This window comes from Pseudomonas sp. PK-RTE-24 (genome assembly GCF_054052265.1).
This window is the reverse complement of sequence record NZ_CM133224.1, coordinates 2,405,385-2,426,831: the sequence shown is the minus strand read 5'-3', so window position 1 is coordinate 2,426,831 and position 21,447 is coordinate 2,405,385. Positions and strand designations below refer to the sequence as shown.

Genomic DNA, 21,447 nt, shown 5'->3' with positions numbered 1-21,447 from the left:
CACATCCGTGTGACCGTTCGCATGAACTCTAAAGTTGCGGCAGACGTATTGCTCGGCCCGTCTGTCGCGTCTTCTCCCGGTTCAGGCGAGAAGTCTTGCCTTACTCGGCTTTCAGGCCGTCAGCGGAGACCGCTTTAACGCCTTTGATTTTCTTGGCGATGCCTACGGCGACTTCTTTCTGCGACTCGGTTACCGCAGTGGTCGACGACAGGGAAACTACACCCTTGTTGGTTTCGACTTTGATATCAGTGCCTGGAATGCCTTTTTCGGTGACCAGATCAGCTTTGACCTTGGTGGTGATCCAGGTATCGGAAGTCTCTTCTTTAGCCTTGGTCATTTCACCGGCAGCCAGAACCATTGGCGACTGGGTAGCCTGAGCGGACTGGGCGAAAGCGCCACCAGCCATGGTCAGGGTCAGAGCGGTAGCAGCGGCAGTGATAGCGAACTTCTTCATACGAGTAACTCCTGTTTTTACTGGAAGTCTGCTGTAACGCTTGTCAGCAGGGTTACCGGAGATATTGCGAACGCTGTGCCAACTTTTTCAGTCGCATAAAATCCTTGTAAAACAATTAGTTATGATAAACGCCAATTTTCATTTTCATGCAAAATGCATGACTCAACGCAATTTCGCATGCAAGTTGCGGTTTTTCGGAAAGTTCATAAGCTGCTGAAATTATTGGAGCTTTTGTAGACAGGTGACCATACGAAAATGCCCCGCAGTGCGGGGCATTCGCTTTGTACTCAGTTAAACGCCAGGGCAACTGGTCGTCGTGTATTCCTTGGAACCGGAGAAGCCGCAAGACCAACCTGCGGTCGCACTACGAGTCAAGGTGATCGTCTGGCCAAGAACCGGAGCCGGAGCATTAAGCAACTTGCAAGTAATCGTCCCGGTACCGTCAGCCACTTTGCCACTCACACCCATTGTGCAGTTTTGAGTGGCACCTACGTTTGCGTTGACGTTAGCCAAAGTTGGATCACCAGATCCCGCGTTGATCACGTCTTCGAAATTGACTTTGAGGGCGGAAACTTCGGCAATACCCGCCGTCACCTTCGACCGCGCCTGATACTTCGAATACTGCGGCAGGGCGATAGTCGCCAGAATGCCGATGATCGCCACAACGATCAGCAGCTCGATCAATGTAAAGCCTTGTTGTTTTTTCATAGACACGCTCCATGCATGAGTCGAAATCTCATGATCTGAACAAGGCCCAGCACAGCCCATGCCAACGCCCATTTGCCCCCGTCTGCTGGGCGCGCTCATTCCCCAACGCCGTTTCCTACAACCCGCAACCGCACTATCTGACACTTTTTGTCACCTGCACCGGCCGTGTTTGGCGCTGTCACTTGACTAGGCTATAAGTCATGAACGGCAAGCGTGCGGAATCCCCATGAATGACATCGCTCTGAGCGGTCTGGCCAAGCAATTGGTCCAGGCCGAACTGCTCACGGAAACAAGCGCCCGGCAATCCTGGGCGCAGGCCCAGCGCAATCGCGTGTCGCTGGTCAATTACCTGGTGCACAACAAACTGGTCAACAGCCGGCAAATTGCCGAGATCGCCTCGGAACATTTCGGCATGGCCCTGCTCGATCTACATTGCCTCGACAAAGAGACTCAGCCCAAGGGCCTGGTCAGTGAGAAACTGGTTCGCCAGCACTGCGCCCTGCCCCTCTGGCGGCGCGGCAACAAATTGTTCGTGGGCCTTTCCGACCCAAGCAATCAGCAGGCGATCAGCGACATCCAGTTCAGCACCGGCCTGAGCACAGAAGCGATTCTGGTGGAGGACGACAAGCTCAGCGACGCCATCGACAAGTTCTTCGACAGCCATGCCTCGGGCCTGGAGGAAATGGCCGATGTCGATCTCGACGGCCTCGACGTCGAGTCCATTGATGACAACAAACAGGACGTGATTGGCGGCCTAGATGCCGACGACGCCCCGGTCGTACGTTTTGTGCACAAGATGCTGCTCGATGCGATCAAAAGCGGCTCTTCCGACCTGCATTTCGAACCCTACGAAAAAAACTATCGGGTGCGCATGCGCACCGACGGCATGCTGCGCGAGGTGGCCAAGCCGCCGATCCAGTTGGCCGGGCGCATTGCCGCGCGCTTGAAGGTAATGGCCAGTCTGGATATCTCGGAACGGCGCAAACCTCAGGACGGCCGCATCAAAATGCGCCTGTCGAAAAGCAAATCCATCGATTTCCGCGTCAACACCCTGCCGACTCTGTGGGGCGAAAAAGTAGTGATCCGGATTCTCGACCCGTCCAGTGCACAAATGGGCATCGACGCACTGGGTTACGAAGCCGAACAAAAAGCCTTGTACCTCGCCGCGCTGAAACAGCCGCAAGGGATGATTCTGGTCACCGGCCCCACCGGCTCCGGTAAAACCGTGTCGCTGTACACCGGGCTGAACATCCTCAACACCGTCGACATCAATATTTCCACCGCCGAAGACCCGGTGGAAATCAACATGGAAGGCATCAATCAGGTCAACGTCAATCCCCGCCAAGGGCTGGACTTTGCCCAAGCGCTGCGCTCGTTTCTGCGTCAGGACCCGGACGTGATCATGGTCGGCGAGATCCGCGATCTGGAAACCGCCGAGATCGCAATCAAGGCTGCGCAGACCGGCCACCTGGTGCTGTCGACCCTGCACACCAATAGCGCAGCGGAAACCCTGACACGCCTGCACAACATGGGCATTCCCGGTTTCAACATCGCCACCTCGGTCAGCCTGATCATCGCCCAGCGTCTGGCGCGCAAGTTGTGCGCACACTGCAAGCGGCCGCTGGAGATCCCGCACGAAACCTTGCTCAAGGAAGGCTTCCCCGAGGAACGCATCGGCCATTTCACGATCTACGAGCCGGTCGGTTGCGATCACTGCAATGGCGGTTACAAAGGACGCGTGGGGATTTATGAAGTGGTAAAGAACACACCGGACCTGCAACGGTTGATCATGGCCGAGGGCAATTCGCTGGAAATCGATATTCAGATGCGCCGCGACGGCTTCGCCGATCTGCGCACTTCCGGGCTGCACAAGGCCATGCAAGGCATCACCAGCCTTGAGGAAATCAACCGGGTCACCAAGGATTGAACATGGCGGTCAAGGCAGCGAAAGTCAGCGTTTACGCCTGGGAAGGCACGGACCGCAAAGGCAGTAAAGTCAGCGGCGAGTTGAGCGGACAGAACCCCGCACTGATCAAGGCGCAACTGCGCAAACAGGGGATAAACCCGGGCAAGGTGCGCAAGAAATCCGCCTCCCTGCTGACCTTGGGCAAACGCATCAAACCGCAGGACATCGCCCTGTTCACCCGGCAGATGGCGACCATGATGAAGGCCGGCGTGCCGCTGTTGCAGTCCTTCGACATCATCGGCGAAGGCTTCGAAAACCCGGCCATGCGCAAACTGGTCGACGAGGTCAAACAGGAGGTCGCGGCCGGTAACAGCTTCGCTACTGCCCTGCGCAAGAAACCGCAATACTTCGACGAGTTGTACTGCAATCTGGTCGACGCCGGCGAACAGTCTGGCGCCCTCGACACCTTGCTTGAACGGGTCGCGACCTATAAGGAAAAAAGCGAAGCGCTCAAGGCCAAGATCAAGAAAGCCATGACCTACCCCACCGCCGTGGTGCTGGTGGCGGCAGTGGTAACAGGCATTCTGCTGGTCAAAGTGGTGCCGCAGTTCCAGTCGGTGTTTTCCGGGTTCGGCGCAGAACTGCCGGGCTTCACCCTGATGATCATCAGCCTGTCGGAATTCATGCAGCAGTGGTGGTGGGCCATTCTTTTTGCGCTGGTGGCAGCGTTTTTCGGCACTCGCCACGCGTTGAAGACTTCGCAGGCCCTGCGCGACCGGCGCGATGCCTGGCTGCTGAAGCTGCCACTGGTGGGCACCTTGATGTACAAGTCCGCCGTCGCACGTTTTGCCCGCACCCTGTCGACCACATTCGCAGCCGGTGTGCCGCTGGTGGAAGCACTGGACTCGGTCGCCGGTGCCACCGGCAATGTGGTGTTCAAGCGCGCGGTGTTGCGGGTGCGGCAGGACGTCTCGACCGGCATGCAACTGAATTTCTCCATGCGCAGCACCGGTGTGTTTCCCAACATGGCGGTGCAGATGACCGCCATCGGCGAGGAATCGGGCGCGCTGGATGACATGCTCGACAAGGTCGCCGGTTTTTATGAAGCGGAAGTCGATAACATGGTCGACAACCTCACCAGCCTGATGGAGCCGTTCATCATGGTGGTGCTGGGGGTCATCGTCGGTGGACTGGTGGTGGCCATGTACCTGCCGATCTTCCAGCTCGGCTCAGCGATCTGACATGCCTATCGACGAACTGTTTGCCGTGTATCCGCTGGCCTTTGTGGTCAGCGCGCTGCTGCTCGGGCTGGTGGTCGGCAGCTTCCTCAACGTAGTGGTCTGGCGCCTGCCGAAGATGCTCGAGCGCGACTGGCGCCAGCAGGCCCATGATGTGCTCGGCCTGCCCACTGAAACGCCTGTGCCGACCTACAACCTGATGCTGCCGCACTCCGCGTGCCCGCATTGCGGACACCGGATCCGCCCTTGGGAAAACATTCCGCTGCTCAGTTATCTGTGGCTGCGCGGGCGATGCTCAGGCTGCTCGGCGCCGATCAGCAAACGTTACCCGCTGACCGAAGTGGCCTGCGGCGTCCTCTCGGCATTCATTGCCTGGCATTTCGGCTTCGGTTGGCCGGCAGGTCTGCTGATCTTGCTGACATGGGGCTTGCTGGCGATGAGTCTGATCGACTGCGAACATCAACTGCTGCCCGATGTGCTGGTGCTGCCGCTGCTGTGGCTGGGGCTGATCGTCAACAGCTTCGGCGTGTTCGTGGCGTTGCCCGATGCGTTGTGGGGCGCGGTCGCGGGTTATCTGGCGCTGTGGTCGGTGTTCTGGCTGTTCAAACTGCTCACCGGCAAGGACGGTATCGGCCATGGCGATTTCAAGCTGTTGGCCTTGCTCGGCGCATGGGGTGGCTGGCAGATTCTGCCGCTGACGATTCTTCTATCTTCCCTGGTGGGGGCGATTTTGGGCGTTGTCATGCTGCGTCTGCGCGCCCAGGAAACCTCGACGCCGATCCCCTTCGGACCCTTTCTGGCGATTGCCGGCTGGATTGCCTTGCTCTGGGGTGGTCAAATAACCGACTTCTATTGGCAGTCTGTCGGTTTGAAATGAATACCCCTGTGGAAAAACCCTGGATCCTCGGCCTGACCGGCGGCATCGGCAGCGGCAAAAGTGCGGCGGCGCAGCACTTCATCGATCTCGGTGTGCATGTGGTGGATGCCGATCATGCGGCGCGCTGGGTAGTCGAGCCGGGGCGTCCGGCGCTGGCGAAAATCGCCGAGCATTTCGGTTCCGGCGTGTTGCAGTCCGATGGCACGCTGGACCGCGCCGCCCTGCGCAAACTGATTTTTGAAGAGCCCGAACAGCGACGTTGGCTCGAAGCGCTGCTGCATCCGTTGATCGGCGAAGAAATCGCTGATCATCTGGCGCAGGCAAAATCGCCTTACGCGATTCTGGTTTCACCGCTGCTGATCGAGTCCGGGCAATACGCGATGACTCAGCGCATCCTGGTCATCGATGCGCCGCAACAACTGCAGATCGAACGCACCTTGCAGCGTGACCAGACCAGCGAAGCGCAGGTGCAGGCGATCCTCAAGGCGCAATCGAGCCGTGAAGACCGCGTGAGCCGTGCCGACGACGTGATCGTCAACGACCGCGACCTCGCCTGGCTGCACAGCGAGGTCGAGCGTCTGCATCACTTTTATCTGACTTTATCCGGAGGCCAAGCATGAGCCAGATTCCAACCGTTGAATGCCCGACCTGCGGCGCCCCCGTCGAATTCACCCCGGCGAACAAATTCCGTCCGTTCTGCTCCGACCGCTGCAAACTGATCGACCTCGGCGCCTGGGCCTCGGAAGAACACAAGATTCCGGTCGCCCCGGATGCCGAGGACGAGCTGTTTTCCGGCGATTTCGATCCGCGTCACTGATCGCTGATCAGGGCCGCATAAAGCCGTAGTCCTGACTGTCGTCGAGGTTCTCCGCAAGAAAGCGCAACTCGTCGGCCAGGTCTTCGGCATTGCGCACTGCCTTGCTCTGCTGCACCACGGCGCTGAGCAGGGCGCGCAAACTCAGGCCCGGGTCAAAGCCCACTTCCTGCGCCAGCTCCAGACTCTGCCGGGTTTCCTGCCGCGCCCATTCATAAACGCCCATGCCACTGCTCCTGAAGGGATTTGCGCGAGCATGAAATCTCTGCTGCCTGGCCGGTTTGATGTGGATCAAGACTTCGGATCGTCGTCCTTCCACGGCGCCGAAAGGTAGCGGGTGCGGTTGAAGGTCTCCAGCCATTCCGGGCAGAACACCACCAATGCACTGATGACCATGCCGTTGATAAAAGCCTCGGGAAACAGCAGCAACCACAGGTAGCCGACGAAATCTTCCAGCCATTCCGGCATGGCGAAGAGGCCGTCGTACCACAGCAGCGTCAGGCTGAGGATCAGGCACAACAGGCCGGACAACGCGGCGGCGAAGAAGCCGGAACAGAAGATGTAAACGAATGGATTGCGTGGCTGCGCACGCTCGACCAGAATCGCCACGCACTCGGTGATCAGCACTGGCAGCAGAATCAGCAACGCGCCATTGACGCCCACCGCAGCCAGGTCCTGACGCCCCAAAAGCACCAGGCCAATCTGCGCAACCAGCCCGCCGACAATCGCCAGCGGCCAATCGAGCAGCAGCGTCACCGCGGTCATGCCGATGAAGTGATAAGACACACCGGTGTCGAAATCCCTGCGCACCAGCCACAGCAGAAACAGCGCGAACACCGTGCCGAACAGCAAGTGCTGCCGACGACTGTCGCTGAACAGCTCGACCCATGGCGCACGCATGATCGCCCAGAGCAGCGCCGGCAGATAAATCAGCCAGCCGAGTGTCAGGCTTGCCGTTGAAAGCAGTTCGGCACCGATCATGATTCCCTCACCTGCTACTCGACACGCTTTTTTGTAGGAGCTGCCGAAGGCTGCGATCTTTTGATCTTGTTTATAAAAGCAAAAGATCGCAGCCTTCGGCAGCTCCTACAAGGGCGCAATCGCGCGACGTTTATGTCTGAGCCGATGCAAAGCTATCTGCTTGTCGCATTTGGACGCTAAGCTTGGGCTTATGGATGATTCAGATTATTTACGCCTGCTGACCATCGCGGCCGAGCAAGCCAACGCGTTCCTGTCCAATGCCCGCAAATGGGAGCGTGAGCGTTGGGTCTGCCAGCGCCTGCTGCAAGGTCTGAACATCCCCTACCGCGCCGACGAATTCGCCCCGGCCGGTGAGCCGCCGGACGTGTTGTTTCGCGATGCCAATTTCGAAGTTTTTTTCGTCCTCGATGAGGGCCGCCGTCTCAATGATGAATGGCGCGACGAATTGCAGCGTCGGCGCAGCGCGTTTTCCCTGAGCCAACTGGTGCGCCGCGAAGCCAAGCCCAAACGCATCCCGGCCAATGAATTTCTCCTGCGCCTGGCGCCAACCCTGCGCAAGAAGGCGCACAACTACAAGGAACGCGGCATGGATCTGGGTGAACTGGACATCATCGCCTTCGCCAGCCTCAAGCGCGAAGTGCTCGATCTCAACAGTCATTTCCCGCCACCGACCGAATATCTGCGTCAGGGCTGGCGCTCGCTGTCGCTGGTCGGCCCGACATTCGCCCGCGTGTTGTTCGCCCACCCCGACGCACCGGACTTTCTGCGCAGCAACCTCGGCCGCAGCATTGTGTTCGACGTGGGTATCAGCCTGTGACGCCGCTGCAGCAGTTGATCGCCGAGGTTCCGCAAACCGGTCGTGTGCGCTGGATCGGTGTGCGTCCAGAATCCCGTGGGCCGATGCTTGAGCTCGAGGCGGTCGAGGCGCGGCTGGAAGCCGGGCTCACCGGCGACCACGCCCGCCCGGGCGTTCGCAATGCGCGACAGGTGACACTGATTCAATGGGAGCACCTGGCGGTAATCAACGCATTGATGGGCCGTCCCGATGACGAGCCGGTCCGGCCTGAAGATCTGCGGCGCAATCTCGTTATAAGCGGAATCAATTTGTTTAGCCTGAAGGGGCGGCGCTTTCGCATCGGGCAAGCGATACTCGAAACCACTGGCTGGTGTCAGCCCTGCGCACGTTTGCAGAACAATCTCGGCCCGGGCACTTTTCAAGCCGTGCGCGGGCATGGCGGGATCACCGCCCGGGTGTTACAAAGCGGCATCATTCGCCTCGACGATAGCGTGTGCGTCGAACCGGTCCCGGGCAGCGGCTACGCTGCGTTCAATCCGGGCTGAAAACCGCTGTAGCCTGTGCTCATTCAGTAACGTCTACCTGACGAGGCAAATATGACCAGCCGCCTGAACCCCGAAGACCAAAAGCATGTCGAAGAGTACCTGCAATTGTCCCAACACCGTGTCGAGCGCCGGCCTTTCCGGCCTTGGATGCTCCTGGTGCTGGTGCTGGCAGTGACCATTGGTCTGGGCCTGTTGAGCCGATTTATCAGTTACCTGACGTTATGAGCTGCCTTGCGCTCCCTCGGGTAACCGCACCGATTTCCTTTAAAAACCTTGCGAGTTATCCCTATGTCCCATCGTATTGTCATTGTCGGCGGCGGCGCCGGCGGTCTGGAGTTGGCTACCCGTCTGGGTAAGACTCTGGGCAAGCGCGGCACGGCCAGCGTGATGCTGGTCGACGCGAACCTGACCCACATCTGGAAACCGCTGCTGCACGAAGTGGCCGCCGGTTCCCTGAACTCCTCCGAAGACGAACTCAACTATGTCGCCCAGGCGAAATGGAACCACTTCGAGTTCCAGCTTGGGCGCATGAGCGGGCTTGATCGTGCGCAGAAGAAAATCCAGTTGGCCGCGACCTATGACGAAAACGGCGTCGAGCTGGTACCGGCGCGTGAAGTGGCTTATGACTCGCTGGTGATCAGCGTCGGCAGCACCACCAACGATTTCGGCACCCAGGGCGCGGCGCAGCATTGTCTGTTCCTCGATACACGCAAACAGGCTGAGCGCTTCCACCAGCAATTGCTCAATCATTATCTGCGCGCCCACGCCGGGCAGACCGACGTGGTCGAGCAGATCAGCGTGGCCATCGTCGGCGCTGGCGCCACTGGCGTCGAACTGGCGGCAGAGCTGCACAACGCCGCCCATGAATTGGCCGCTTATGGTCTGGACCGGATCAAACCGGAAAACATGCACATCACGCTGATCGAAGCCGGCCCACGGGTGCTGCCTGCCCTGCCGGAGCGCATCAGCGGGCCGGTGCACAAAACCCTGGAGAAGCTCGGGGTCAATGTGATGACCAACGCAGCAGTCAGCGAAGTGACTGCCGACAGCCTGATCACCGCCGATGGCAACGAGATCAAGGCCAGCCTGAAAGTCTGGGCTGCCGGCATTCGCGCACCGGGTTTCCTCAAGGACATCGACGGTCTGGAGACCAACCGCATCAATCAGCTGCAAGTGCTGCCGACTCTGCAAACCACTCGCGACGAAAACATCTTTGCCTTCGGCGACTGCGCGGCCTGCCCGCAACCGGGCACCGATCGCAACGTGCCGCCACGGGCACAAGCGGCACACCAACAGGCGTCGCTGCTGGCCAAGTCGCTGAAATTGCGCATCGAAGGCAAGACCCTGCCGGAGTACAAGTACACCGACTACGGCTCGCTGATTTCACTGTCGCGTTTTTCTGCTGTGGGTAACTTGATGGGTAACCTGACCGGCAGCGTCATGCTCGAAGGCTGGCTGGCGCGGATGTTCTATGTGTCGCTGTACCGCATGCACCAGATGGCGCTGTACGGGCCGTTCCGCACGGCGATGTTGATGCTGGGCAGCAAGATTGGTCGTGGCACCGAACCGCGTCTGAAACTGCACTAAAGCGCCAACCTGTGGGAGCGAGCCTGCTCGCGAAAGCGGTGGGTCTGTCAACACTGTCGTTGAATGATCCGGCCCCTTCGCGAGCAGGCTCGCTCCCACATTGTTTCGTGTTGTGCGCAAATCAGCAGGCGAAGGCCTGCAATTGATCTCTGTTCATCAGAGCTGAAAGCGTCGCACCATGCCCTGCAGCGCATTGGCCAGTTGCGAAAGCTCATGGCTCGATGCGCTGGTCTGATCAGCCCCCGCAGCCGAACGCACCGACAGGTCGCGAATGTTCACCAGATTGCGATCCACTTCCCGCGCCACTTGCGCCTGCTCTTCGGCAGCGCTGGCGATCACCAGGTTGCGCTCGTGAATCTCGTGCACCGACGCCGTGATCGTCACCAACGCCTCACCCGCCCGCTCTGCCAGAACCAGCGTGCTCGCCGCACGAGATGCGCTGGCCTGCATTGACTCCAGTGCCTGGCTCGAACCGCTGCGCATGCCTTGCACCATCTGTTCGATTTCCTGCGTCGATTGCTGGGTGCGATACGCCAGCGCGCGCACCTCATCGGCTACCACCGCAAAGCCGCGACCGCTTTCGCCCGCACGTGCTGCCTCGATGGCAGCGTTGAGCGCCAGCAGATTGGTCTGCTCGGCAATGGCGCGAATCACGTCCAGAACCTTGCCGATGTCCTGTGACTGATTGGCCAGCGACTGCACCAGCTCGCCGGTGTTCTGTACATCACTGGCCAGGGCATTGATCGCGCTGGCGGTTTCGCTGACGCGCTCCTGGCCCAATTGCGCTGATTGACTGGACTGGCGCGTGGCATCGGACGTCGACACCGCGTTGCGCGCGACCTCCTCCACCGCAGCGGTCATCTCGTTGACCGCAGTGGCAGCTTGTTCGATTTCGTTGTTCTGCTCTTGCAGGCCTTGGGTGCTGTCGACGGTGACGGCGCTCAGTTCGTCAGCGGCGGTGGCCAGTTGTGTGGCTGAGCCGCTGATACCTTGCAGCGTCTCGCGCAGGTTCTGTTGCATCGTCGCCAAGGCCTTGAGCAAGCGGCTGACTTCGTCGTTGCCATGAGTTTCGATCGGCCGCGTGAGATCGCCCTTGGCGACACTTTCAGCGGCATCCACAGCGCTGCTCAGCGGGCGCACGATACTGCGCGTAAGCAACATCGCCAGCGCCACCGTGGCCAGCGCTGCCAGGCCAATGAACAGGCTGACGATGGTCCGCGAGGTTTCATAATGCGCGGCGGACTTCTCGCTTTCGGCGGCGACCTGGCGGGCGAACAGATCGGCGAGATCGTTGAGTTGCTTGCCGGAGCCGTCGACCACGGTCTTCATGTCAACCAGCAACAATTTGGTCAACTCGTCACGCTTGCCTTGCTCGGCAAGGGTGAATGACTGGGCGATGCCGGTGCGATAGACGGCGAAGGTTTTCTTGAACTGGTCATACAGCTGCTGACCTTCGGCAGTGTCGACCAGTTTGTCGTAGGCGGCGATTTTCTCGCTCAGTTCCTTGTCGCGGGTGTCCATCTGGCCGCGATAGGTGGCGATATTGGCCGGATCCTGATCGAGCGCCATGCGCAGGGAGATGGTGCGGATGCGCAGCATCAGTTCGCGGATCTCGTCGCCGCCACGGATGCTCGGCAACCAGCGGTTCTCCACCGCCACCTCGCTGTCGCGAATGCTCGACATCTGCCCCAGCGCAAACACGCCGAGCAAGGCCACCAACACCGCGATCAGGGCAAATCCCAGCGCAGCCCGGGGAGCAATATTCAACTGACGAAGCAACATGACGAACGCCCTTATTCTTGTAATGGCCAGATCAAGGGGCGAAGCGTTGGCAGTCCCCTCGTGTTAGCGGGCTATCGGCAGGTTGTATGACGACTTGAAGGGATTCAGCTTTCGGCAGGCAAAAAAAATCCCCGTATCTTTCGATACGAGGATTTTCAATATGGTCGGGGTAAGGGGATTCGAACTCCTGACATCCTGCTCCCAAAGCAGGCGCGCTACCGGACTGCGCTATACCCCGGTAAAAAAAAGGCGACCTTTCAAAGATCGCCTTCTTCGATCAGCGCTTTTGGCCTCTGATCTTAAGATTCGATCCCAGCGCAAACTGGTTTCAAAAATGGTGGGTCGTGTGGGATTCGAACCTACGACCAATTGGTTAAAAGCCAACTGCTCTACCAACTGAGCTAACGACCCAAATATGGTCGGGGTAAGGGGATTCGAACTCCTGACATCCTGCTCCCAAAGCAGGCGCGCTACCGGACTGCGCTATACCCCGGTTTGAAATTGGCTCCGTGACCAGGACTCGAACCTGGGACCCAATGATTAACAGTCATTTGCTCTACCGACTGAGCTATCACGGAACTACATATTTCAATTTACAACGGTGAAGCTTTGTTGCATCTCGCCACCCGTTCGCATCGCTGCGTTCGTGTGTCTGAGGCGCGCTATTCTACAACCTAGAACACCTCTGTCAACCCCCTAAATTGCTTTCAAGTTAATGATTTGCAACTTATTTCAGATTCCAACCCGGTGGGTTGAAACGCTGCCGGTGACTGACTGCGGGGCGCACTTTACAAGCCTTTTCCTTTGAGTTCAACAGCCTGGCGAAAAAAAGGCCTCGCAATGCGAGGCCTTCCCGGTTTCATTGCCGCTGAGGCTTAGCCGAAAACGATTTCGTCGTTCTCGACCTTGCCGGTGGCGGTGTCGCCCGGCATGAAATGACCCGACAGGATCAACTGCGCCAGCGGGTTTTCGATCCAGCGCTGGATCGCCCGTTTCAAAGGACGTGCGCCATACACCGGGTCGTAACCGACGGCGATCAGCTTGTCCATCGCCTCCGGGCTCAGCTCCAGCTTCAGCTCGCGCTCCGCCAGGCGGCTGCGCAGGCGGCCCAACTGGATCTCGGTAATGCCGGCGATCTGATCCCGCGCCAGCGGCTCGAAGATCACCACTTCGTCAACGCGGTTGATGAACTCAGGACGGAAGTGCGAGGTCAGCGCGTCCATCACAGCAGCACGCTGCGCCTCACGATCACCGACCAGTTCCTGGATCTGCATCGACCCGAGGTTGGACGTCATCACGATCACCGTGTTGCGGAAGTCCACCGTACGCCCGTGACTGTCGGTCAGACGGCCATCCTCAAGCACTTGCAGGAGGATGTTGAACACATCCGGGTGCGCCTTCTCGACTTCGTCCATGAGGATCACCGAGTACGGCTTGCGACGCACCGCTTCGGTCAGGTAACCGCCCTCTTCATAGCCGACGTAGCCTGGTGGCGCACCGATCAGACGAGCCACGGAATGTTTCTCCATGAACTCGGACATGTCGATCCGCACCATCGCCTCTTCAGTATCGAAAAGGAATTCGGCCAGCGCCTTGCACAGCTCGGTTTTACCGACACCGGTCGGGCCGAGGAACATGAACGAGCCGCTCGGACGATTCGGGTCGGACAGTCCGGCGCGGGAACGCCGCACGGCATTGGCCACAGCCACGACCGCTTCTTCCTGACCGATTACCCGTTTGTGCAACAGGCTCTCCATTTTCATCAGCTTGTCGCGCTCGCCTTCGAGCATTTTCGACACCGGGATGCCGGTCCACTTCGACACGACTTCGGCAATCTCTTCTTCAGTCACCTTGCTGCGCAGCAACTGGTTTTCGCTCTTGCCGTGCTGGTCGACCATCTGCAGGCTGCGTTCCAGATCGGGGATCACCCCGTATTGCAACTCGGCCATGCGATTCAGGTCGCCTTTACGGCGCGCGGCTTCCAGTTCCTGGCGCGACTGTTCGATCTTCTGCTGAATCTGCGCAGAACCCTGCACCTCGGCTTTCTCCGAGTTCCAGATTTCCTCCAGATCGGAATACTCACGCTCGTGACGCTCGATTTCTTCCTGGAGTTTTTCCAGGCGTTTCTTCGCCGCGTCGTCGCTTTCTTTCTTCAGCGCCTGGGATTCCACCTTCAGCTGAATCAGGCGCCGCTCCAGACGATCGAGCACTTCCGGTTTGGAGTCGATCTCCATGCGGATACGGCTGGCTGCCTCATCGATCAAGTCGATGGCCTTGTCCGGCAGCTGTCGATCCGTGATGTAGCGATGGCTGAGCTTGGCCGCAGCGATGATCGCGCCGTCGGTGATCGCCACCTTGTGGTGGACCTCGTAACGCTCCTTGAGGCCACGCAGAATCGCGATGGTGTCTTCTTCGCTCGGCTCGTCCACCAGAACTTTCTGGAAACGCCGCTCGAGCGCCGCGTCCTTCTCTATATATTGGCGGTACTCATTGAGCGTGGTCGCGCCGACGCAGTGCAGCTCGCCGCGAGCCAGCGCAGGCTTGAGCATGTTGCCAGCGTCCATCGAGCCTTCGCCTTTACCGGCGCCGACCATGGTGTGCAGTTCGTCGATGAACAGAATGATCTGCCCTTCCTGCTTCGACAGTTCATTGAGCAAGCCTTTGAGGCGCTCTTCGAACTCGCCGCGATACTTGGCGCCGGCAATCAGCGCGCCCATGTCCAGCGACAGCAGACGCTTGCCTTTAAGGCCGTCCGGCACTTCGCCGTTGATGATGCGCTGCGCCAGCCCCTCGGCGATCGCGGTTTTACCCACGCCAGGTTCACCGATCAGCACCGGGTTGTTCTTGGTGCGGCGTTGCAGAACCTGAATCGTGCGACGGATTTCGTCGTCGCGGCCGATCACCGGATCAAGCTTGCCGTCTTCGGCGCGTTTGGTCAGGTCGACTGTGTACTTGTCCAGCGCCTGCCGCGACTCTTCGTGGTTGGCGTCGTTTACCGCTTCGCCGCCACGCAGGTTGTTGATCGCGTTTTCCAGGGCCTTCTTGCTCACGCCTTGGCCGAGCAGCAACTTGCCGAGCTTGCTGTTCTCGTCCATCGCGGCGAGCAGCACCAGTTCGCTGGAAATGAACTGGTCGCCCTTCTGCTGAGCGAGACGGTCAGCCTGATTGAGCAGGCGCGCCAGATCCTGCGACATGTTGACGTCGCCGGTCGGGTTCTGGATTTTCGGTAGTTGATCGAGCTCTTTGGTCAGCTCTTTACGCAAGCTGTTGACGTCGAAGCCTACTTGCATCAGCAACGGCTTGATCGAACCGCCCTGCTGTTCAAGCATGGCCTGCATCAAGTGCGCCGGCTCGATGGCCGGATGATCGTGGCCAACCGCCAACGACTGGGCGTCGGACAGGGCCAACTGTAATTTGCTGGTTAAACGGTCAATACGCATGGGTCACCTTCCTTTTGAGCAGGCCGGACCTAAGAAACCATCCTGAATAAAGAAACCTGCCAGATACCACTGTAGATGCGGTCGATTCTGGGAGATTCAAGCGTCGGAGAGTTGATGCAGATCAGAGAGTTTAGCGGGTGAGCCAAACAAGGGAGGCGAAACGACCGGTGCGCGACGCACGGCGATAGGAGAAGAAGCGCGGATCGGTCACGGTGCAGAAACCGCCACCATAAACAGCCGTGACACCCCGTTCAGCCAGACGCAGGCGCGCCAGCAGATAGATATCAGCCATGAACTTGCCGGCATTGTTGCTCGGTACGAACGCTTCTGCTGCTTCAGGCAGTTGATTGATGAAGACTTCCCGTACTTCCGGACCGACTTCAAAGGCTTTGGGGCCAATGGCCGGGCCGAGCCAGACCAGTACCTCGTCAGCAGGAACATCGAGGCTGTCGAGAGTTGCCTCAAGCACGCCCGCCGCCAGACCCCGCCAACCGGCATGAGCGGCCGCGACACGCGTGCCGGCACGATCGCAGAACAATGCCGGCAAACAGTCTGCCGTCATCGCCGCGCAGGCAATACCCGGCGTTGCCGTCCAACTGGCATCTGCAGTCGCAACGATGCCCGGATCAGCATGGGCAACGGTGATCCCGTGCACTTGCTGCAACCAGGCAGGCTGTATGGAGAAGTGTTCGGTCAGACGCCGACGGTTCTCGGCAACGTCCTGCGGACGATCATCGACATGATCGCCCAGATTCAGGCTGTCGAACGGCGCCTCGCTGACACCACCCTCGCGGGTGGTGACACAGGCCCTGACGCTGGCCGGCGCAGGCCAGTCCGGCGTCAGCCAGTTCATCCGACGAAGGCCTCGCGATCCTGCTTGAGCAGGGTCAGCAGCCAGACGAAATCTTCCGGCAGCGGCGATTCCCAGCTCATGCGCTCACCGCTCGTCGGGTGATCGAGTTCAAGGAAACGCGCGTGCAGCGCCTGACGCGGGAAGTGCTTGAGCGATTCCACCATGGTCGGGTTGGCCGCAGGCGGAATGCGGAAACGCCCGCCATACGCCGGATCGCCGACCAATGGGAAGTTGATGTGCGCCATGTGCACGCGGATCTGGTGGGTCCGACCGGTTTCCAGTTTCACCCGCACGTGGGTGTGCGAACGGAAACGCTCGAGCACGCGGTAATGGCTGACGGCAGGCTTGCCGCCTTCCATCACTGCCATGCGCTGGCGTTGCTGGCCGTGACGACCGATCGGTGCGTTGATCTTGCCACCGGCGGTGACCACGCCAATGACAATGCACTCATAGATGCGGCTGACACTGCGGCTCTGCAATTGCGCAACCAGTTTGGTCTGCGCCTGAATGGTCTTGGCCACCACCATCAGACCGGTGGTGTCCTTGTCCAGACGATGCACGATACCGGCGCGCGGGACATTGATGATGTCCGGCACATGGTGCAACAAAGCGTTGAGCAGGGTGCCATCGGCGTGACCGGCAGCCGGGTGCACCACCAGGCCCGCAGGCTTGTTGATCACCAGGATGTCGTCGTCTTCATAGACGATGTCGAGCTCGATGTCCTGGGCGATCCACTCGCCCTGGGCTTCCTGCTCGGCAGTCAGCTCAAGGACGGCACCGCCATGCACAATGTCGCGCGGGCGGATCACCGCCCCGTCCACAGTCAGGCGACCTTCTTTGATCCAGGCGGAAAGGCGCGAGCGTGAGTGCTCAGCGAAGAGTTGGGCGGCGACTTGATCGAGGCGTTGGCCGCCCAATTCGGACGGCACCTCTGCGCGAAGTTCAATTTTATCGGACATGCTCGGACTGGGCGTCGGCACAGCCTTTGGTTTCGGCTGCGCGCTTGTGGTTAAATACGGCGTCTTTTGCCCCGAGGCTTTTCAACGGGGCGCTCATCATAACAGGACGGCCCCGCCCAAGACAGCGGCCGTCATAGGGACGCAAGCCGCCATGCAAGTGAAACACCTGCTGCTGATCGCCATCCTCGCATTGACCGCTGCTTGCTCATCGAAGGAAGTCGTAGACGAAAACCTCAGCGAAGCCGAGCTGTATCAGCAGGCTCAGACTGACCTGGACAACAACAGCTACACCAGCGCCACAGCCAAGCTGAAGGCTCTGGAGTCGCGTTATCCGTTCGGTCGCTACGCCGATCAGGCTCAGCTGGAGTTGATCTACGCCAACTACAAGAACGCCGAGCCGGAAGCTGCAAAGTCTGCCGCCGAGCGTTTCATTCGTTTGCATCCGCAGCATCCGAACGTGGATTACGCGTACTACCTCAAGGGTCTGACTTCGTTCGACCAGGACGTCGGCCTGCTGGCGCGCTTCCTGCCGCTTGACATGACCAAGCGTGACCCGGGCGCCGCCCGCGACTCGTACAACGAGTTCGCGCAGCTGACCAGCCGCTACCCGAACAGCCGCTACGCGCCGGACGCCAAGCAGCGCATGATCTATCTGCGCAACCTGTTGGCCGCCTACGAAATCCACGTCGCTGACTACTACCTGACCCGTCAGGCTTATGTAGCCGCTGCCAACCGTGGCAAGTACGTCGTGGAGAACTTCCAGGAAACCCCATCGGTCGGCGACGGCCTGGCGGTGATGACTGAAGCCTACCAGCGTCTGCACCTCGACGATCTGGCGGCCACCAGCCTGGAAACCCTGAAGCTCAACTATCCGGACCACCCGAGCCTGGAGGATGGCCAGTTCGTGCCACGCGTAGCCGAAGCTGACAACCGTTCGTTCCTGAGCAAAGCGACTTTGGGCCTGATCGAATCGCGTCCACCGCTGCCGCCGGGCGAAACCCGCGCCAACCAGGACGTGCAGAAGCAGTTCCAGGACGCGAAAGATGCGATCCCGAACGAGCTCAAGCCTAAAGACGAGAACGGCGACGTGATCGAAGAGCCAGAACCGGAATCCAGCGACACCGACCGCTCGTGGTTCAGCTACATGACCTTCGGCGTGTTCGACTGATCACACCGGCTGTACGAAAAAAGGGAGATCTGCGGATCTCCCTTTTTTATTGCCGCGCTTTAATAGGCTGTGCGCTGATCGGGTCCTTGGCTAAACTGCCGGATCATCAGTCGAAAAGCCGCTCATCATGCTTCGTTTATTGTTCTGGATTGCCCTGATCTTCGCCGCCATCTGGCTCTGGCGCAAATTCAAGGCCCCCGCCTCGTCCGCCCGATCGCCGCGCGAACAGGACGCGCCGCCGATGGTGCGTTGCGCCCACTGCGGCGTGCACCTGCCGCGCGACCGCGCGCTGGGCAACCAGCAACTGTGGTATTGCAGCCAGGCTCATCTCGAGCAAGGCCCGGGCGCCAGTGGTCGCTGAGGCCGTCAACGCCGACCAGAAACAGGCGCAGCGTCTGCTGCGCCTTTATCACCTGTACCGTCTAAGTGTCGGCATCACCCTGGTGCTGCTGATCTCCAGCAACATGGACAACCGCCTGCTGACGTCGGCCAACGACGATCTGCTGCGCGGCGGCAGCTGGCTGTACCTGATCATCAATATGCTGCTGGTGGTGTTCCTCGAAAACACCCGGCGCCCGGCGCAGTTGTTCACCCTGGCGCTTGTCGATGTGCTGCTGTTGTGCGGCCTGTTCTACGCGGCCGGCGGCGTGGCCAGTGCGCTGGGCAATCTGCTGGTGGTCTCGGTGGCGATCAGCAACACCCTGCTGCGCCGACGCATCGGCCTGCTGATTGCCGCCATCGCGGCGATCGGCATTGTCGGCCTGAGTTTTCTGCTGGGGCTCAGCCGCCCCTTGAGCGCCAACGCGTACCTGCAAGCCGGCACCCTCGGCGCGCTGTGCTTCGCCGCCTCACTGCTGGTGCAAGGGCTGATCCGCCGCCTCGAAGTCAGCGAGACCCTGGCCGAACAGCGCGCCAGCGAAGTGGTCAGCCTGGAGGCGCTGAACGCGTTGATCCTGCAACGCATGCGCACGGGGATTCTGGTGCTCGACGAGCACCGCCGGGTACAACTGGCCAATCACAGTGCGCAGAGTCTGCTCGGCCATAGTCACCTGCAAGGTCATTTGATCGACGAATATTCGCCAGCACTCGTCGAGCGCCTGCAACTGTGGCGCAACAACCCGACCTTGCGCCCGCAGAGTCTGAAAATCCCCGGCAATGGCCTTGAGCTGCAACCCAGCTTCATCGCTCTCGAGCAGAGTCCGAACCAGCAGACGCTGGTGTTTCTCGAAGACCTGGCGCAAATCACCCAACAAGCCCAGCAACTCAAGCTCGCTGCGCTCGGGCGTTTGACCGCCGGCATCTCCCATGAAATTCGCAATCCACTGGGCGCGATCAGTCATGCCGCGCAGCTGTTGGCCGAGTCCGAGGAACTCGATAGCGCAGATCGACGTCTGACGCAGATTATTCAAGACCACTCCCAGCGCATGAACCGAGTCATCGAAAACGTCCTGCAACTGTCCCGCCGCCAGCAAAGCGCGCCGCAACGGCTGGACCTCAAGCCGTGGCTGGAAGATTTCGTCGGCGAGACCCGCGAGCAGGCCAATGAGCGCCAGCACATTCATCTGCGAATCAATTCCGGCGATTTCACCACGCTGATGGACCCCAACCAGCTGCGGCAGATTCTCGACAATCTGATCCGCAACGCCTGGCGTCACAGTGCCCAACTGCACGAGCAGGCCGAAGTATGGCTGGCACTGTTCGTCGACCCCGACAGCCAATTGGCAGTGCTCGAAGTGCAGGACAACGGCCCCGGCGTGTCGGCCGATGAACAGGCGCATCTGTTTGAGCCGTTCTTCACTACGAGCAGTCAGGGCACCGGTCTTGGCCTTTATCTGTCCCGTGAGCTGTGCGAAAGCAACCAGGCACGCCTAGACTTCAAATCACGCCAAGGCGGCGGCTGCTTTTGCATCACTTTTGCTCACGGACGGAAACAAAGTTGAATACAAGCCCACGGCAAAAAATTCTAATCGTCGACGACGAACCGGATATCCGCGAGCTCCTGGAAATCACCCTGGGACGGATGAAACTCGAGACCTTCAGCGCACGCAATCTGGGCGAGGCTCAGGCGCTGTTGCAGCGCGAGCACTTTGACCTGTGCCTGACCGACATGCGCCTGCCCGACGGCACCGGGCTGGAGCTGGTGCAACACATTCAGCAACGCGATCCAAACCTGCCAGTGGCGATGATCACTGCGTACGGAAGCCTGGAAACGGCCATCAATGCATTGAAGGCCGGGGCGTTCGATTTCCTCACCAAACCGGTGGAGCTGCCGCGCCTGCGTGAACTGGTCAGCTCGGCGCTGCGCCTGCCGACAGCGGGCGGCTTGAGCACGGCAATCGAGCGACGCTTGCTGGGCGATTCGCCGCCGATGGCCAATCTGCGCAAGCAGATCGACAAGCTCGCACGCAGTCAGGCGCCGGTGTACATCAGTGGTGAATCCGGCAGCGGCAAAGAACTGGTCGCGCGTCTGATTCACGAACAAGGCCCGCGCGCCAGCCAGCCGTTTGTGCCGGTGAACTGCGGGGCAATTCCGTCGGAACTGATGGAAAGCGAATTTTTCGGCCACCGCAAAGGCAGCTTCACCGGTGCCGTCGAAGACAAGCCGGGGCTATTCCAGGCGGCCCATGGCGGCACTCTGTTTCTCGATGAAGTCGCCGACCTGCCGCTGTCGATGCAGGTAAAACTGCTGCGGGCGATTCAGGAAAAAGCCGTGCGCAGCGTCGGCGGCCAGCAAGAAACGGTGGTCGACGTACGCATCCTTTGCGCCACGCACAAAGACCTTGAAGCCGAAGTTTCGGCCGAACGCTTCCGCCAGGATCTGTATTACCGGCTCAACGTCATCGAACTGCGCGTGCCGTCCCTGCGCGAACGCCGCGACGACATCGAGGCGCTTGCCATGCACGTACTCAAGCGCCTGGCCAAAGACACCGGACAACCCGAAGCGCGCCTGCACCCGCAAGCGCTGGAGGCGCTGAAGAACTATCGCTTTCCCGGCAACGTGCGCGAACTGGAGAATGTTCTCGAACGCGCGCACACCTTGTGTGAAAACCGCACGATCGAAGCGCAGGATCTGCGTTTGAGCGAAGGCAATTGCACGGCGGATGGCGCGATGGCCGATCTGACGCAGGTCGACAATCTTGAGGATTATCTGGAGAGCGTCGAGAGGAAGCTGATTTTGCAGGCGCTGGAGGAAACCCGCTGGAACCGCACGGCGGCGGCGCAGCGGTTGAGTCTGTCGTTCAGGTCGATGCGTTATCGGCTGAAGAAATTGGGACTGGATTGAAGGCCCCTTCGCGAGCAGGCTCGCTCCCACATTTGGAATGAGTATTCCTGTGGGAG

General features: G+C 59.8%; 20 protein-coding genes, 4 tRNA genes and 2 pseudogenes. 13 read left to right on the top strand and 13 right to left on the bottom strand.

Annotated features, from left to right (window positions below):
• Positions 1-100: 100 nt before the first annotated feature.
• Together ACV8MC_RS10895 and ACV8MC_RS10890 are read right to left on the bottom strand one after the other, a co-directional pair.
• Positions 101-454 (bottom strand): BON domain-containing protein, encoded by a 354-nt coding sequence (locus tag ACV8MC_RS10895; protein ID WP_071173629.1) that lies wholly within the window; start codon positions 452-454, stop codon positions 101-103.
• A gap of 291 nt (positions 455-745) precedes the next feature.
• Positions 746-1,162: a pilin gene (locus ACV8MC_RS10890; protein ID WP_071173630.1), complete on the bottom strand. Its 417-nt coding sequence runs from the start codon at positions 1,160-1,162 to the stop codon at positions 746-748.
• A 226-nt stretch (positions 1,163-1,388) separates the two neighbouring features.
• Here ACV8MC_RS10890 and pilB point away from each other — a divergent pair, with 226 nt between their 5' ends.
• The 5 genes from pilB to yacG are packed head-to-tail and all read left to right on the top strand — an operon-like array spanning position 1,389 to position 6,000.
• A complete protein-coding gene (gene pilB, locus ACV8MC_RS10885) occupies positions 1,389-3,089 on the top strand; it encodes a type IV-A pilus assembly ATPase PilB (RefSeq protein ID WP_056790439.1) in 1,701 nt (566 codons plus the stop codon).
• A gap of 2 nt (positions 3,090-3,091) precedes the next feature.
• On the top strand, positions 3,092-4,309 hold the full coding sequence (locus ACV8MC_RS10880) for a type II secretion system F family protein (RefSeq protein ID WP_095181835.1): 1,218 nt from the start codon (positions 3,092-3,094) through the stop codon (positions 4,307-4,309).
• 1 nt (position 4,310) lies between these two features.
• A complete protein-coding gene (locus ACV8MC_RS10875) occupies positions 4,311-5,183 on the top strand; it encodes a prepilin peptidase (RefSeq protein WP_457265257.1) in 873 nt (290 codons plus the stop codon).
• A complete protein-coding gene (gene coaE / locus ACV8MC_RS10870) occupies positions 5,180-5,803 on the top strand; it encodes a dephospho-CoA kinase (RefSeq protein WP_457265256.1) in 624 nt (207 codons plus the stop codon). The genes ACV8MC_RS10875 and coaE overlap by 4 nt, the downstream gene beginning before the upstream one ends.
• On the top strand, positions 5,800-6,000 hold the full coding sequence (yacG, locus tag ACV8MC_RS10865; protein WP_016773149.1) for a DNA gyrase inhibitor YacG: 201 nt from the start codon (positions 5,800-5,802) through the stop codon (positions 5,998-6,000). The genes coaE and yacG overlap by 4 nt, the downstream gene beginning before the upstream one ends.
• Positions 6,001-6,007: 7 nt before the next feature.
• On the opposite strand, the gene ACV8MC_RS10860 is transcribed toward yacG, so the two are convergent.
• On the bottom strand, positions 6,008-6,223 hold the full coding sequence (locus ACV8MC_RS10860; RefSeq protein WP_016773148.1) for a hypothetical protein: 216 nt from the start codon (positions 6,221-6,223) through the stop codon (positions 6,008-6,010).
• Between the two features lie 65 nt (positions 6,224-6,288).
• Positions 6,289-6,978, bottom strand: coding sequence for an energy-coupling factor ABC transporter permease (locus tag ACV8MC_RS10855; protein ID WP_457265253.1), 690 nt, complete (start codon positions 6,976-6,978; stop codon positions 6,289-6,291).
• Positions 6,979-7,168: 190 nt separating this feature from the next.
• Here ACV8MC_RS10855 and ACV8MC_RS10850 point away from each other — a divergent pair, with 190 nt between their 5' ends.
• From ACV8MC_RS10850 to ACV8MC_RS10835, 4 genes are all read left to right on the top strand, one after another.
• Positions 7,169-7,795 carry a DUF1780 domain-containing protein gene (locus tag ACV8MC_RS10850; RefSeq protein ID WP_007909887.1) on the top strand — a complete coding sequence of 209 codons (627 nt, stop codon included), beginning with the start codon at positions 7,169-7,171 and terminating at the stop codon, positions 7,793-7,795.
• Positions 7,792-8,319, top strand: coding sequence for an MOSC domain-containing protein (locus tag ACV8MC_RS10845; protein WP_095181837.1), 528 nt, complete (start codon positions 7,792-7,794; stop codon positions 8,317-8,319). Before ACV8MC_RS10850 ends, ACV8MC_RS10845 begins: the two co-directional genes overlap by 4 nt.
• 51 nt (positions 8,320-8,370) lie before the next feature.
• Positions 8,371-8,544, top strand: coding sequence for a DUF3094 domain-containing protein (locus ACV8MC_RS10840; protein ID WP_007909875.1), 174 nt, complete (start codon positions 8,371-8,373; stop codon positions 8,542-8,544).
• A 63-nt stretch (positions 8,545-8,607) separates the two neighbouring features.
• The gene (locus ACV8MC_RS10835; protein WP_016773144.1) at positions 8,608-9,906 is read left to right on the top strand and encodes an NAD(P)/FAD-dependent oxidoreductase; all 1,299 of its coding nucleotides are present in this window, start codon (positions 8,608-8,610) and stop codon (positions 9,904-9,906) included.
• A gap of 156 nt (positions 9,907-10,062) precedes the next feature.
• Here the strand turns inward: ACV8MC_RS10835 and ACV8MC_RS10830 are convergent.
• The 9 genes and pseudogenes from ACV8MC_RS10830 to rluD all read right to left on the bottom strand — a co-directional run.
• Positions 10,063-10,662, bottom strand: a pseudogene (locus ACV8MC_RS10830) (methyl-accepting chemotaxis protein); the annotation flags it as partial.
• 303 nt (positions 10,663-10,965) lie between these two features.
• Positions 10,966-11,688: pseudogene (locus ACV8MC_RS10825) on the bottom strand (MCP four helix bundle domain-containing protein); the annotation flags it as partial.
• Positions 11,689-11,849: 161 nt separating this feature from the next.
• Positions 11,850-11,926: transfer RNA gene (locus ACV8MC_RS10820), tRNA-Pro, on the bottom strand.
• Positions 11,927-12,023: 97 nt separating this feature from the next.
• Positions 12,024-12,099, bottom strand: a tRNA-Lys gene (locus tag ACV8MC_RS10815).
• 5 nt (positions 12,100-12,104) lie between these two features.
• A tRNA-Pro gene (locus ACV8MC_RS10810) sits at positions 12,105-12,181 on the bottom strand.
• A gap of 9 nt (positions 12,182-12,190) precedes the next feature.
• Positions 12,191-12,266: transfer RNA gene (locus ACV8MC_RS10805), tRNA-Asn, on the bottom strand.
• 297 nt (positions 12,267-12,563) lie between these two features.
• On the bottom strand, positions 12,564-15,128 hold the full coding sequence (gene clpB, locus ACV8MC_RS10800; protein WP_016773142.1) for an ATP-dependent chaperone ClpB: 2,565 nt from the start codon (positions 15,126-15,128) through the stop codon (positions 12,564-12,566).
• A gap of 130 nt (positions 15,129-15,258) precedes the next feature.
• Positions 15,259-15,981: a peptidoglycan editing factor PgeF gene (gene pgeF, locus ACV8MC_RS10795; protein ID WP_150638502.1), complete on the bottom strand. Its 723-nt coding sequence runs from the start codon at positions 15,979-15,981 to the stop codon at positions 15,259-15,261.
• Positions 15,978-16,940, bottom strand: coding sequence for a 23S rRNA pseudouridine(1911/1915/1917) synthase RluD (gene rluD / locus ACV8MC_RS10790; RefSeq protein ID WP_016773140.1), 963 nt, complete (start codon positions 16,938-16,940; stop codon positions 15,978-15,980). The genes pgeF and rluD overlap by 4 nt, the downstream gene beginning before the upstream one ends.
• Before the next feature lie 151 nt (positions 16,941-17,091).
• Between rluD and ACV8MC_RS10785 the strand changes: the two genes are divergently transcribed.
• The 4 genes from ACV8MC_RS10785 (at position 17,092) to ACV8MC_RS10770 (ending at position 21,391) form a co-directional block, all read left to right on the top strand.
• Positions 17,092-18,108 (top strand): outer membrane protein assembly factor BamD, encoded by a 1,017-nt coding sequence (locus ACV8MC_RS10785; RefSeq protein ID WP_056790462.1) that lies wholly within the window; start codon positions 17,092-17,094, stop codon positions 18,106-18,108.
• Between the two features lie 127 nt (positions 18,109-18,235).
• The gene (locus ACV8MC_RS10780; RefSeq protein ID WP_056790465.1) at positions 18,236-18,469 is read left to right on the top strand and encodes a PP0621 family protein; all 234 of its coding nucleotides are present in this window, start codon (positions 18,236-18,238) and stop codon (positions 18,467-18,469) included.
• Complete coding sequence (locus ACV8MC_RS10775) at positions 18,459-20,048, top strand: sensor histidine kinase (protein ID WP_073475487.1); 1,590 nt, start codon at positions 18,459-18,461, stop codon at positions 20,046-20,048. Before ACV8MC_RS10780 ends, ACV8MC_RS10775 begins: the two co-directional genes overlap by 11 nt.
• Complete coding sequence (locus ACV8MC_RS10770) at positions 20,045-21,391, top strand: sigma-54-dependent transcriptional regulator (protein ID WP_375122703.1); 1,347 nt, start codon at positions 20,045-20,047, stop codon at positions 21,389-21,391. The genes ACV8MC_RS10775 and ACV8MC_RS10770 overlap by 4 nt, the downstream gene beginning before the upstream one ends.
• The last annotated feature ends 56 nt before the right edge of the window (positions 21,392-21,447 follow it).